We start from the raw sequence: 13,937 nt of genomic DNA, 5'->3' as shown, positions 1-13,937 counted from the left end.
GCTCACGAAGGCGTCAGCGGCGCGAGCCCCGCGAGGTCCCGCGCCCGCCCCGGCCTCAGGACCGTGCGCACCGGCAGGCTGCGGATGCCCGCGATGAAGTTGGACGCCAGGTGCTCCACGGGCCCCGCGGGCTCGAAGCGCTCGACGCTCGCGCGGACCTCGTCGAAGAACACCTTCAGGGCGAGCCGGGCCATGGGCGCGCCGATGCAGCGGTGCGCGCCGACGCCGAACGCGATGTGCTTGTTGGGCTCGCGGGTCACGTCGAAGCGGTACGGGTCGGGGAAGACGGACTCGTCGCGGTTGGCGGAGCCGAGCCACACCACGACCGCCTCGCCCTCGCGCACGGGCACGCCCCCGATCTCGGTGTCGCGCAGGGCGTGCCGCAGGAAGTGGTTGGCGGGCGACGACCAGCGCAGCACCTCCTCCACCAGGGCGTCGGTGCCGCCGTCGCGCTGCCAGCGCGTGAACTGCGCGGGGTCGTCGAGGAAGGCGAGCACCCCGGCGTTGGCGGCGTGCGACGTCGTCACCGTCGCGCCGAGCAGCACGCTGTAGAGGTTGTACACGCGCTCCTCGCGGCTCAGCGGCCGCTGGTCGACCTCGGCGCGGACCACCGCGCCGGTCAGGTCGTCCCGCTCCGCGAAGGCGCCGCGGCCGATCTCGCCCATGAAGTACGCGAAGATCTCGGCGTGCGCCCGCTCCAGGCGGCGCGCCGCCTCCGCGCCTTCCTCGCCCGCGGTGACGCCGGGGTCCTGGTCGGCGATGGCGACGTACGCGAACCGCTTCAGGCGCGCCCACTGCGCGCGGTCGATGCCCATGAGCAGCGCCGTGAACGCGACCGGGTAGAAGGCCGTCGCCGCGGCGAGGTCGAAGGGCTCGCCCGTGGCGGCCGGGGCGACACAGCGCCGCGCGAGCTCCCTGAGCTGCGGCTCGAACCGCTGGATCGCGGCCGTGGAGAAGTACGCGTTGATCTGCCGCTTGATGGCGGTGTGGCGCGGCGGGTCGGTGACCGCGAGCATCTTGCCGCCCGCCGCGTCCCGGGTGCCGAGCACGGTCAGGAGGTTGCCGTGCTCGGAGGAGAAGTCGCGGAAGTCCCGCAGCACGCGGCACACGTCGTCGTAGCGGGTGACCGACCAGAAGCCGCGCTCCTCGTCGACCTGCTGCCAGTGCACGGGGGCCTTGGCCCGCAGCGCCCGCCAGGCGCCGTGCGGGTCGCCGGTGGCGTAGAACGCGGGCGAGAACAGGTCGACGGCCGCGGGGTCGATGGTCTTGTGCTCGGTGGTCAGGCGCATGCCGCTCCCGGGGTCGGGCCGTGGGGGGTTCGGTCGGGGATCGGGGGATCGCGGTATCAGGGGGAAGGGGGGTGCGAGCGGGCTCGGGTGGGTCAGGGCAGGTCGAGCAGGCGGCCGCGGCGGGCGGTCCTGGCCGGGGGCGGTGGCGCCCCGGGCGCCAGGGCGCGAAGGAGCCCGCGCACGGTCGGCGCGCGGTAGAGGTCGCGCACGGACACCGCGGGCAGGTCGCGCTCGCGCAGGGCCGCGGAGAGGCGCACGGCGAGCAGCGAGTTCCCGCCGAGCTGGAAGAAGTCGTCGTCGAGGCCCACCGGCGTGCCGAAGAGCTCGGCCCACAGTGAGAGGAGCAGCGCGCCTTGTCCGTCCGTGGCCTCGGCGGGCGCGGCCGCGGCGCTCGGCGCCGCCGTGCGCGCCGGGCGGGGAAGCCGGGCCGCGTCCAGCTTGCCGTTGGCGGTCAGCGGCAGCGCGGGCAGCTCGGTGACGGTGCTCGGCACCATGTACGCGGGCAGGAACCGCGCGGCAGCGGCCCGGATCTCGGCGGGGGCCACCGCGCCCGCGCCCGCCGCGAGGACGACGTACGCGTCGAGCCGCGCGTGGTCGGTGCCCGCCTCGGCGACGGTCACGGCGGCGTCCGTGACCAGGGGGTGGCGCAGCAGCGCGGCGCGCGCCTCGCCCGGCTCCACGCGAAAGCCCCGCAGCTGGACCTGCGCGTCGAGCCGCCCCAGGTGCTCCAGGGTGCCGTCGGGAAGGAGCCGCCCCCGGTCGCCGCTGCGGTAGTCGCGGCGGCCGGTGTCCGGGTCGGTGACGAAGCGCTCGGCGGTCAGCTCGGGGCGGCCCAGGTAGGCGAGCGCGAGTCCGGCGCCGCTGACGTGGATCTCGCCCGGCACGCCCACCGGCAGCGGCCCGCCCCGCTCGTCCGCGATGTGCACGTGCCAGCCGGGCAGCGCGCGCCCGACCGAACGGGAGCCCGCGAGCGCGTCGGCGCGGGTGAGGGCGCGGGCCGTGACGTGCACGGTGGTCTCGGTGATGCCGTACATGTTCACCAGCCGGCACGCGCTCGGCGGATACCGGTCGAACCACGGCGGCAGCGCCCGGGTGTCCAGCGGCTCCCCGCCGAACACGACGAGGCGAAGCGCCAGCGGGCCGCCGCCCCGGCGTGCCGCCTCCTCGTCGGCGCGCGCCAGCTGCCCGAACGCCGACGGGGTCTGGCTCAGGACCGTCACGCCCCGCTCGGCGAGCAGCGCGCGGAACTCGTCCGGCGATCGCGACACCCAGTACTCCACGACGACCAGGCAGCCGCCGGTCAGCAGGCACCCCCACATCTCCCACACGGAGAAGTCGAAGGCCGCCGAGTGGAACAGCGTCCACACGTCGCCCGGGCCGAGGCCGAAGTCGTCGGCGGTGGCGTCCAGGAGCGCGGCGACGTTGCGGTGCGGCACGACGACGCCCTTGGGCTCGCCGGTGGACCCCGAGGTGTAGATGACGTACGCGGGGTCGTCCGGCGTCGCGTCGTCCGCCGGGCCGTCGTGGCCCTCGGCACCCGCCAGGAGCCCGGCGATGTCGTACCGGGGCACGTCGATGCCGTCGGGCGCGTGCTCGGCGTCGGCCACCAGGAGCACGGGCGCCGCGTCGCGCAGCAGATGGCGCAGCCGGTCGGGCGGCTGGGATGCATCGAGCGGTACGTACGCCGCCCCGGCGCGCACCACCGCGAGCAGCACCACCGGCAGGTCCGCCGACCGCTCCACGCACACCGCGACGCGCGTCCCGGGACCGGCGCCCGCGGCGCGCAGCGCGGCGGCGACGCGGCGTGCGCGCAGGTCGAGTTCGCCGTAGGTGAGCGCCTCGGAGCCGCTGATGACGGCGGTGCGGTCACGGTGGCGTGCGGCCTGCTCGGCGAACAGCCGGTGCAGGGTGGCGCCTTGGCGGCCGCCGGGAGCGCCCCCGGACGGCGGGGCGGGCAGCAGGCGCGCGCGTTCGTCGGCGTCCAGGAGCTCCAGGTCCCCGAGCGGCGCGGCGGGCCCGGCGCCGGACAGCTGGGCGAGGGCGTGGGCGAGGTGACGGGCGAGGCGCTCGACGGCCGCGGGCGCGAACCAGTCGGTGCGGTACAGGAACCGCAGGGTCAGCCGGCCCGTGCCGGGCTCGCGCCACGGGCAGATCGTCAGCGGGTGGGGCGGGGCCTGGTGGGGGAGGTGGTCCAGGAGCGGGAAGCCGGTGGCGGGCGGCGGCTCCACGGCGGCCAGCACGACGCCGGACGTCGAGCGGACCGTCGCCTCCGCCGCGATGACGCCGTCCAGCGGCCGGCCCTCGTACCGCGAGAGCACGAACTCCAGCGCCGCGCCGATGACATGGTCCGCCTCGGCGGGGGCGGTGACGGTGTGGACGTGTCGGCCGAGGTCCGGCGTGCCGCTGCCGAGGCCCCAGAGGGGAGGGGAGGCGTGCGGGGTGGGAGCGGGCTCGGGGGCCAGGGTCTTCGGGGTGTCCGGCGTGTGGCAGGCGCCCCGCAGCACCTGGGCGAGCGGCACCTCGCGCGGGGCCGTCACCACCGCGTCCGTGACGCCGTCGGCGTACCGCAGGAGCACCAGGCGCGGGCGCGCGGAGCCCAGCGGGCGCCTCAGCTCGCGCTCGCGGCGCCCAAGGGCCCGCGCGCTGCCGGAGTCGGCGGGCACGGGCTCGGGCCAGGCGCGGACGCCGGGCGGGGGAGCGAAGCCGGGCGGTACGCGACAGGCGGCGGAGTGCGTCGTGGTGGCCTCCGGCGCGGGCCCGCTCATCGGGTGGTGAACCCGCCGTCGACCGGCAGGACCGCGCCGGTGACCTGCCGGGAGGCGTCGGACGCCAGCCAGACGGCCGCCGCGGCCACGTCCTCCGGTTCGACGAGCCGGTTCATGGGCTGGCTCTGGGAGAACAAGGCCTCGTGGTCGGCGACCGGGACGTCCAGGCTCCGGGCGATCTCGGCGAGCATGCGGCCCTCCATCCGTTCGTCGTCCCGCACCGACCCCGGGCACAGGGCGTTCACGCGCACCTGGAACGGCGCGTAGTCCAGGGCGCAGGCGCGGGTCAGACCGATCAGTCCGTGTTTGGCGGCGACGTACCCGGCGAAGTGCCGGTAGCCGACCATGCCCGCCGTGGAGGAGACGTTGACGACGCTGCCCGCGCGGCGGGCGATCATCCACGGCACGACGGCGCGGGTCACGCGGAACGCCCCCGACAGGTCGACGTCCAGCATGAATTGCCACTCGTCGTCGGTGATCTCGTGCGCGGCCTTGCCCGAAGGGGCCGCGACCCCGGCGTTGTTGACGAGGACGTCGAGCTGTCCGAAGCGGGCGAGGCCTTCGTCGACGGCACGGTCCACCGCCTCCGTGTCGCGGACGTCGGCCCGCGCGCACAGCACCGAGGCGCCGAGGCCCCGGCACAGTTCGGCGGTGTGCTCCAACTGGCTCGGGGTGCCCAGCGGATAGCCGACGCGCGGCACGTCCGCCGCGATGTCGAGGAGGACCAGATCGGCGCCCTCGGCCGCGAACGCCTCCGCACAGGCTCTGCCGAGCCCCCGAGCGGCCCCCGTGACGACCGCGCACTTCCCGTCGAGCTGCCGCAATCCGCTCCCCCTCCCGCACCGGCCGTCAGCCGCCACTGGCGCACCGATCATGACACGGGCGGCACGGACCGGCCAGAGTGCGAAGGCGAGGGCGGATGCCCTCGCCCGCCTGGCGTGATCTCCCCGTCTTGAGTTCGGAACTTGACAGTTCCCGCACGGTCATTGACGTGACTCATTCACAAAATTTATGGTCCGTGGACCCTCACAGATCACCATGACGGAGAACAATGACGTACTCCCTGGTCTCGCGGCCCCGCGCCGCCCGTCTGTCCGCGGCCCTGGTGGCCGGAACCCTCCTCGCCGCCGTGCCGCCGACGGCCGCCTCGCGCCCCGGCCCGGACGCCACTTCCACCGCTTCCCCCACGTCCGCCACCGGCTGCCGCACCGGCGACGGCTGGACCCTCGACAGCACCCGCGTCGACCCCAAGGACACCCACCACGCCTACGTCGGCAACGGCTACTTGGGCCAGCGGGTCCCGCCGCAGGGCACCGGCTACGCCGACAGCGACGCCAAGACCGGCTGGCCGCTGTACACGCCGCGCTACGACGGCTCCTTCGTCTCCGGCCTGTACGCGCACACTCCGCGCACCGCCGGGAACCGGCAGGTCGTCGCCGCCCTTCCGACCTGGACCCCGCTGACCGTAAGCACCGACGGCACACGCCCGGAGACCTTCAACTCTTCGACGCCACGGGGCCGGATCTCCGCCTACCGCCAGAGCCTCATGATGCACTGCGGCCTCGTGCGCACCGCCCTGACCTGGACGGCGGCCGACGGCCGCCGCACCGATCTGATCTACGAGGTCGTCGCCGACCGCACCGATCCGCACGTGGGCGCCGTCCGGCTGCGGATGCGCCCGCACTGGAGCGGCGACGCCACCGTCACCGACCTCATCGACGGCCGCGGCGCCCGGCGCGTTGAGCAGACCGGCGGCGGCGCCCGCACCGACGCCGCCCGCACCGGCCGCCCCGGCCCCACCATGGACGTCGCCTTCCGCACCGAAGGCACCAAGGTCCACGGAGCCGTCGCCTCCACGCTGCGCCCCGGACCCGGCACGCGCGACGCCCGCGAGCGACGGGCCGACCGCGCCCGGAAGCTGACGGCACGCCAGCACCTGACGCTGCCGGTGCGCGCCGGGCGGACGTACGAGCTCACCAAGTACGTGGGCGTCGACACCCGCCTCACCTCCCGCTCCCCGCGCGCCGCCGCCACCGCCGCCGCGCTGCGCGCCGCCGACCGCGGCTGGGACGCCCTGCTGCGCGCCCACACCGCGGCCTGGGCCCGCCTGTGGCGCTCCGAGATCGAGGTGGCGCGCCGCCCCGAGCTCCAGACCTGGGTGCGCTCCGCCCAGTACGGGCTGTACGCGAGCACCCGCGAAGGCGCCGCCAACAGCATCGCCCCGACCGGCCTGACCAGCGACAACTACGCGGGCCTCGTCTTCTGGGACGCCGAGACGTGGATGTACCCGGGGCTGCTCGCCACCCGGCCCGAGCTGGCGCGGACGGTCGTCGACTACCGCTACCGCACCCGCGCGGCCGCCCGCGCCAACGCCCGCGCGTTCGGCTACCAGGGGCTCTTCTATCCCTGGAACAGCGGTGGTTCGGGCGATCTCGCCAAGGAGTGCCACAGCGTCGACCCGCCGCACTGCCGCACCCAGATCCACCTCCAGTCCGACATCTCCCTGGCCACCTGGCAGTACTACCTGGCCACCAAGGACACCGCCTGGCTGCGCGACCGCGGCTGGCCGGTCCTGAAGGGCATCGCCGAGTTCTGGGCGGGCCGCGTCAGCCGCAACGCCGACGGCGGCTACTCCATCAAGGACACCGCGGGCCCCGACGAGTACAGCAACGGCGTCGACGACGCCGTGTTCACCAACGCGGGCGCGGTCACCTCGCTGCGCCACGCCACCCGCGCCGCGCAGCTCCTCGGCGAACGGGCCCCCGCCGCGTGGACGCAGATCGCCGACAAGATCCGCATCCCGTACGACGCCCGGCGCAAGGTCTTCGAGCAGTACGACGGCTACCAGGGCGGCAGGATCAAGCAGGCCGACACGGTGCTCCTGATGTACCCGCTCGAATGGCCGATGCCCGAGGGCGCCGCGGCCGCGACGCTCGACTACTACGCCCAGCGCACCGACCCCGACGGCCCCGCGATGACCGACTCGGTGCACGCCGTCGACGCCGCCGCGATCGGCGAGCCGGGCTGTTCCACCTACACCTTCCTGGAGCGCTCCATCAAGCCGTTCGTACGAGGTCCCTTCGCGCAGTTCTCCGAGGCGCGCGGCGACAAGGCGGGCGCCGACGACCCGCTGTCGGGCTCGCCCGCGCACGACTTCCTCACCGGCAAGGGCGGCTTCCTGCAGACCTTCACGCACGGCCTGACGGGTCTGCGCCCGCGCGAGGACCGCCTTCGCCTGGACCCGATGCTGCCGCCGCAGCTCGACGACGGCGTCACCCTGCGGGCACTGACCTGGCAGGGCCGTACGTACGACGTCGAGATCGGCGCCCACCGCACCACGGTGCGGCTCACCGAGGGCGCGCCCATGACGCTCGACACGCCGCAGGGCGAGGTGGTCGTCAGCCAGGACGCGCCGGCCGTCCTCAAGACCCGCCGCCCCGACCTGGCGCCCACCAGCAACGCGGCCCGCTGCGTTCCCGCGTCGGCGTCCTCGGAGGAGCCCGGCCTGTACGCGGGCGCCGCCGTCGACGGCAACACGGCCACGGCCTGGGTCCCGAACGAGGCGACGGGCACCCTGACGGCGGACCTCGGCGAGCCGGTCCGCGTCAAGGAGGTCACCCCGACGTGGACCGCCACCGAGCCCGCGTCGTACGACATCCAGCTGTCCCTCGACGGTCGGCACTGGCGTGCCGCGGACGGCGTCGGCCCCCGGCTCGCCCAGTACGTGCGCGTGACCGTGCGCGCCGCGGCGGGAGCCAAGAAGCGCCCGGGCATCGCGGAGCTGACGGTGCGCTAGCCACCGCCGGCGACCGTGCCGTACAGCGCCCCGCTGAGCTGTTCGGTACCCGGTGCTCACCCGTTCGCATCCCTTGATCGTCGCAAACCGGGAAAGTCGGATAAAAAGATCTTGATTCCGGCTGGAACGGGACGGTGCGGGCCGCCGCGCCCGACGCGAAGGGGTGCTCGATGCGACACAACCTCAGACGGCGTGCGCGTGGCCGTCGTTGGCCGCGTGGCGCGGTGACGCTCGCGGCCGGTGCGGCGGCCCTGGTGGCCCCGCCCGCGGCGGCGGTCGCGGCGACCGCGCTGGGGGCCGGGGCGACGGCGGGGCCGCCCGGCGCGGCGGCCGCGGAGGCCGTGCCGTCGGTGCCCTCGGTGTCGTCGGTGTCGTCGCCCGCGGAGGCCTCGGCGTCGCCGTCGCCACTGGCGTCCCCGTCGTCATCCGGGTCGGCCTCGCCGTCCGGTGACGCCGGGTCAGCCCGTGCCGCGTCTGAGGCGCCCGCCGCACCGTCCGGCTCCCCATCGGGGTCCCCGTCCGCCTCACCCGCCCTGAACGCGGCGCCGCCCTCAGGCACCCCGTCGCCCTCGGGCGCGGGCACGGCCCCCCGGCAGGGCCAGCAGGCTCCCTCCCGCGCGGCCACGGCCCCCTCGCGGCAGCCCTCGGCGGCACGCCCGGCCGCGCCACCGGACGCCGCGCCGCCGTCGGCCGCGCCCGGACGGACGCCGCGCGCCCCGGCACCGGCCGCGCCCGCGCCCCGGGCCTCCGCCCCGTCCGCGCCGCCGCCGTCGTCCCCGGGGGCGCGCGAGAAGAGGGGCCGGGCGGGGGCCGCCAAGGCCGACCTCGCGGTCCGTACGCGCACCGCGGCGAGCGCGCACCGCTCCGCCGCCGGGGCGCCCCGGCCCGACGGCGTGTACGACTACCGCATCACGGCCACGAACCACGGCCCCTCACAGGCCGTCGGGGTCATGGTCCAGGACCGGCTCCCGGACTCCCTCGTCTTCCTCTCGTCGCCCGACGGCTGCACGGCCAGCGGACGGACCGTCACCTGCGGCCCTCTGCCCGAGCTCGCCGTCGGCGCGTCCCACACCTGGGTCGTGACCGTGCGCCTCGCCGACGACTACGAGGGCGACGGCCGCGACATCGTCAACCTGGCGTCGGTGTCCTCGAACACCCGCGACCCCGACCCGGACAACAACACGACGTCGGTGACCGGGCTTCCCGTCCCGCCGGACTGGGGCCGCGCCGACCTGTCCCTGGCCAAGACGGCCGTCCTGCCCGGCGGCCGGTCCTGGGTCAGGCCAGGGGAGACCTTCGCCTACCGGCTCACCGTGCACAACAAGGGGCCGGGCGCGGCACGCGGCGTACGCGTCACCGACCCGCTGCCCGCCGGTCTGCGCTTCGTCGGGTCCCCGGACGGCTGCGGCCCCGAGGACGGCGGGCGGCGCGTCGTCTGCCCGCCCCTCGACCGGCTCGCGCCGGGCGCGTCCGCCACGTACGAGATCAGCGTCCGCGTGGCCCTGGCGCAGCCCCGCCACTTCGCCAGGATCGAGAACGTCGCCACGGTGACCTCCACGACGAGGGACCCCAACCCGGGGGACAACCAGAACCCGCCGCACACCGTGTACGTCAAGACCGGCGACGACGGCCAGCTGCCCGACACCGGTGGCGAGGTGCCCGCCTGGCTCGGCTGGGTCGCGGGCGCGGCCGTGGCGTGCGGCGGCCTCATGGTGGCCTCGGTGCGGCGGCGCGGCACGCGGGAGGAGTCATGACGCGGGCTTCCCACAACCGGGCGGGCGCCCGGCGCCCGGTGGCGCTGCTGCTGGCGCTCGGCGCCCTGTGCGCGCTCGTCGGCGCGGCGCTCGCCCCGGCGGCCGCCTCCCTCGCCCGAGCCGAGCTGGCCTTCCCCGTGCACGAGGGCTTCGACAACGGCAACGACCTCGGCACCGCCACGGGCAGCGCCACCTACGAGCAGGGCGGCTGGCTGCGCCTCACGCCCGCGCAGGCGTCCAAGGCCGGGTCGTGGCAGATGAAGGACTCGTTCCCCACGAGCCTCGGCATCGTCGCGGAGTTCACGTACGCCACCTACGGCGGCGCGAGCTACGACGGCAAGCGCGGTGACGGCCTGGCGTTCTTCCTCGCCGACGGCTCCGCGGCGACCGGCACCGGCGCCCTCGGCGGCGCCCTCGGCTACGCCTGCGCGGGGAGCGCGAGCCGCTGCACCAGCAACGGCGTGCCCGGCGCGTTCCTCGGCATCGGCATCGACGAGTTCGGCAACTTCTCGTCCACCGGGACGGGTACGAGCGGCCCCGGAACCCAGGCCAACAAGATCGTGCTGCGCGGCGGCGGCAACGGCACGACCGGCTACAAGTACGGCACGTCGGCCGACGGCCCCGGCAGCACCGTCGAGACGGGCAGCCGCGCCAACTACCGCACCGTGCGCGTCACCGTGCAGCCCAAGGGCAGCCAGCTGCTGGTGTCGGTCTGGTCGGACTCCGGGCCCGGCACCACCTTCACCAAGCTCATCAGCGACTACGACGTGTCGGCCGTCACCAGCCAGCCGGCGCTGCCGTCCACGCTGCGCGTCGGCTTCTCCGCGGGCACCGGGGGCGCCACCAACAACCACGAGATCGGCGACCTGAAGATCAACGTTCCGGCGAACCTGACCATCGCCAAGTCCGGCAAGCCCGCCACCGTCGCGGCCGGGACCCGACCGGTCACCTACACCGTGAGGGTCACCAACAGCGACGCCAACGCGGTGACGGGCGCGGCGGTGAAGGACGCGGCGCCCGGGCTCACCGACGTGACCTGGACGTGCGTGGCCAGCAGCGGCAGCGCCTGCGGCAAGGCCTCGGGCAGCGGCCCCCTCGACACCACCGCTGACCTCGCCCGCAGCGGCACCGTGACCTACACCGTCACCGGCACCGCCCCCGCCCAGCCGACGACCCTCACCAACACGGCGACCGTCATCGCCCCGGGCAACCGCAGCGACACCGACCCCGCCGACAACACGGCGACCGCCTCGACGACCGTCACCGCGCGGGCCGACGCCGCCATCACCAAGGAGGGCGTCGGCACGGGCCCGGTGCGGCCCGGCGAGGAGTTCGCGTACAAGATCACCGTCCGTGACAACGGGCCCTCCGACACCGCCAACGTCAAGGTCACGGACACCCTTCCAGCCGGTCTGACCTTCGTGTCGTCGGCCGACGGCTGTACGGCGTCCGGGCAGACCCTCACCTGCCCCACCACGAGCAAGCTGGCCGCGAGCGCCTCGGTGTCCTGGACGTTCCGCGTCAAGCTCGACGCCGCGTACACGGGCGACGGCTCCGACCTCGGCAACACCGCGAAGGTCACGCACGACGTGACCGACCCCGACACCACGAACAACACCAGCACCGCGGCCCTGCCGCCCGGCGGCGTCCGGGCGCCCGCGGCCGACCTCGCGACCGTCAAGAAGACGACGACCACCGCGCAGGTCGCCCCGGGCGAGGAGTTCGCGTACACGGTGACGGTCACCAACAAGGGCCCGTCGGTGGCGCGCGCCGTCAAGGTCACGGACCCCCTGCCGACCTCGCTCACCTATGTCTCCTCCGCCGACACCTGCGGCCTGTCGGCCCGCACGGTCACCTGCGGCCCTGTCACGTCCATGGCGCCGGGCGCCTCCGTCACCTGGACGTTCCGGGTGCGGCTCAACGCGGACTACAGCGGCGACGGCACGGACGTACTCAACGTCGCGACGGCCGACGCCGACACCGCCGACCCCGACACCGGCAACAACAGCGGCAGCGCCACCGTGCCCGGCGGCCGCGTCAAGCCGCCGACCGCCGACCTCGAATTCGGCAAGACGGCCGAGAACACCCCCGCCTGACGGGTCCCCGCCGCGGTGGCGGGACACCCCCTCGCACGTCCGTACAGCGGTGTACGTGACCGGAGCACGAACGGAACCGATGTGAGATGAGTACGACACGACATCGCCGCCGCGCCCTCGTGGGCGCCGCGGTCGCCGCGCTGGTCTGCGTGCTGCCGCAGTGGTCAGGACAGGACCTGGCCCGGGCGGCGGAGCGGTCCGGCGCCGCGCCGCGGGTGACCACGCAGCTCAGCCGCGCCCTGCCCGCCGCGGACACCCCGCCCGGCGGACTGATCACGTACACGCTGACGGCGAAGAACAACGGGCCGTCGGTCGCCCGCAACGTGACCGCGACGGACACGCTGCCCGAGGGCATGGCGTTCGTGTCGTCGGCCGACGGCTGTTCGGCCAGCGGCCGCACGGTCACCTGCGGCCCGGAGCACCAACTGGGCGTCGGCCAGACCAAGAAGTGGACGTTCCTCGCCCGGCTGAGCCCCTCCTACCAGGGCGACGGCTCGGACCTCGGCAACAGCGCGTCGGGCACGTCCGACTCCGACGATCCCGACCCCGAGAACAACAAGCCGGACCCGGTCAAGCCGCCGGGACCCTTCACGCCCGAGTCGGACATCTCGACCGTGAAGACGGCCCTCGGCAGCGGGCCGATCGTGCCCGGCGAGGAGTACGAGTACGAGATCGAGGCCTACAACGCCGGGCTCTCGGACGCCCGCAACGTGAAGGCCACCGACACGCTGCCCGACGGCGTGACGTTCGTGTCGTCGGCCGACCCCTGCACGGCGACCGGGCAGGGGGTGACCTGCGGCCCGCACGCGAAGCTCGCCCCCGGCGCCTACGTGAAGTGGACGTTCCGGGTGAAGCTGAGCGCCGCGTACACGGGTGACGGCTCCGATCTGCGCAACACCGCCACGTCGACGTCCGACTCCAAGGACCCCGACATGTCGAACAACACCAGCAAGGCGGTGCTGCCGCCGGGCGGCGTCACCGAGCCGCAGGCCGACCTGTGGGCGGGCAAGGCGCCCACGACCACCACGCCGATCGCGCCGGGCGAGACCTTCGAGTACGCGGTCACCGTCACCAACGACGGCCCGTCGCGGGCTGTCAACGCCAGGGCGACCGACACGCTGCCCGCGCGCCTGGCCTTCGTGGGCTCGGCGGACGGCTGCACCGCCACCGGCCAGGACGTCAGCTGCGGGCCGCAGGCCATCCTGGAACCGGGCGCGTCGAAGACCTGGAAGTTCACCGTCCGGCTCGACTCCGAGTACACCGGTGACGGCAGCGACATCCGCAACACCGCGACCGTCTCCTCGGACACCACGGACCCCGCGCTCCCCAACAACACCAGCGCGGAGGCCGGTCTTCCGGGCAGCAAGGTCAACAAGCCCACGGCCGACCTCGCCGTGACCAAGACCGCGGTCGGCGACACCGCGCCGCGCCCCGGTGAGACCTTCGACTACAAGATCACGGTCACCAACAAGGGCCCGTCGGCCGACGCCTACAACGTCAAGCTCACCGACGACCTGCCCGTGGGCCTGTCGTACGTCTCCTCCTCGCCCACGGGCTGCACGGTCTCCGGGCAGGTCGTGAACTGCCGGCGCACGACCCCGCTCAAGGTGGGCGAGACGGTGGAGTACACGCTGACGGTGAAGGTGGATCCGGCCTATCAGGGCGACGGCAGCGACATCAAGAACACCGCCCACGTCACCGCCGACAACATCGACCCGAGCAGTGACAACGACACCGACACCGCGGGACCGCCCGACGGCACGATCGCGGCGGCCGCCGCCGACCTGGCCATCGTGAAGAAGCCCGCCACCGACAAGCCCGTCGCCCCCGGCGAGACCTTCGACTACACGCTGACCGTCACCAACAAGGGGCCCTCCCAGGCCGAACAGGTCCAGGTGTCCGACGTCCTGCCCACGGCCCTGAGCTTCGTCTCCTCGGACGACCCGTGCACCGCGGGCCGCACGGTCACCTGCGGACCGCTGGCCACCCTGGCCCCCGGCGCCTCGGTGAGCTGGGTGTTCAAGGTGAAGCTCGCCGCCACCTACACCGGTGACGGCGCCGACCTCGACAACACGGCCACGGTGTCGTCGGCGACCAAGGACCCGGTCACCGACAACAACTCCAGCACCACGGGCCCGCCCGGAGGCAAGGTCAACAAGCCCACGGCCGACCTGGAGGTGTCCAAGCAGATTCCCTGACGTCCCCCGGACGTCCAGGTGAAGCCCCGTGGGGGCGGG

The 13,937-nt window shown here is 74.7% G+C and carries 7 protein-coding genes; 4 read left to right on the top strand and 3 right to left on the bottom strand.

Going from position 1 to position 13,937, the window contains the following annotated elements; translation table 11 throughout:
• Positions 1 to 2: 2 nt before the first annotated feature.
• The 3 genes from AC07A4_RS06790 to AC07A4_RS06780 form a co-directional block, all read right to left on the bottom strand.
• Positions 3 to 1,289 carry a cytochrome P450 gene (locus tag AC07A4_RS06790; RefSeq protein WP_478593930.1) on the bottom strand — a complete coding sequence of 429 codons (1,287 nt, stop codon included), beginning with the start codon at positions 1,287 to 1,289 and terminating at the stop codon, positions 3 to 5.
• A 92-nt stretch (positions 1,290 to 1,381) separates the two neighbouring features.
• Complete coding sequence (locus AC07A4_RS06785) at positions 1,382 to 4,054, bottom strand: non-ribosomal peptide synthetase (RefSeq protein WP_478593928.1); 2,673 nt, start codon at positions 4,052 to 4,054, stop codon at positions 1,382 to 1,384.
• Entirely contained in the window at positions 4,051 to 4,929 is an 879-nt protein-coding gene (locus AC07A4_RS06780) for a mycofactocin-coupled SDR family oxidoreductase (RefSeq protein WP_478593925.1), read from the bottom strand. Before AC07A4_RS06780 ends, AC07A4_RS06785 begins: the two co-directional genes overlap by 4 nt.
• A gap of 176 nt (positions 4,930 to 5,105) precedes the next feature.
• On the opposite strand from AC07A4_RS06780, the gene AC07A4_RS06775 reads away from it, so the two are divergent.
• The 4 genes from AC07A4_RS06775 to AC07A4_RS06760 all read left to right on the top strand — a co-directional run bounded on the left by AC07A4_RS06775 (position 5,106) and on the right by AC07A4_RS06760 (position 13,898).
• Entirely contained in the window at positions 5,106 to 7,850 is a 2,745-nt protein-coding gene (locus AC07A4_RS06775) for a glycosyl hydrolase family 65 domain-containing protein (protein WP_478593923.1), read from the top strand.
• A 170-nt stretch (positions 7,851 to 8,020) separates the two neighbouring features.
• On the top strand, positions 8,021 to 9,604 hold the full coding sequence (locus tag AC07A4_RS06770; protein ID WP_478593921.1) for a DUF11 domain-containing protein: 1,584 nt from the start codon (positions 8,021 to 8,023) through the stop codon (positions 9,602 to 9,604).
• Positions 9,601 to 11,700, top strand: a complete 2,100-nt coding sequence (locus tag AC07A4_RS06765; protein WP_478593920.1) for an isopeptide-forming domain-containing fimbrial protein — start codon at positions 9,601 to 9,603, stop codon at positions 11,698 to 11,700. The genes AC07A4_RS06770 and AC07A4_RS06765 overlap by 4 nt, the downstream gene beginning before the upstream one ends.
• An 86-nt stretch (positions 11,701 to 11,786) precedes the next feature.
• Entirely contained in the window at positions 11,787 to 13,898 is a 2,112-nt protein-coding gene (locus AC07A4_RS06760; protein ID WP_478593917.1) for an isopeptide-forming domain-containing fimbrial protein, read from the top strand.
• The last annotated feature ends 39 nt before the right edge of the window (positions 13,899 to 13,937 follow it).

The sequence above is a fragment of the Streptomyces sp. NPDC043996 genome (assembly GCF_056435225.1).
This window is presented reverse-complemented; position numbering and strand designations above follow the sequence as displayed.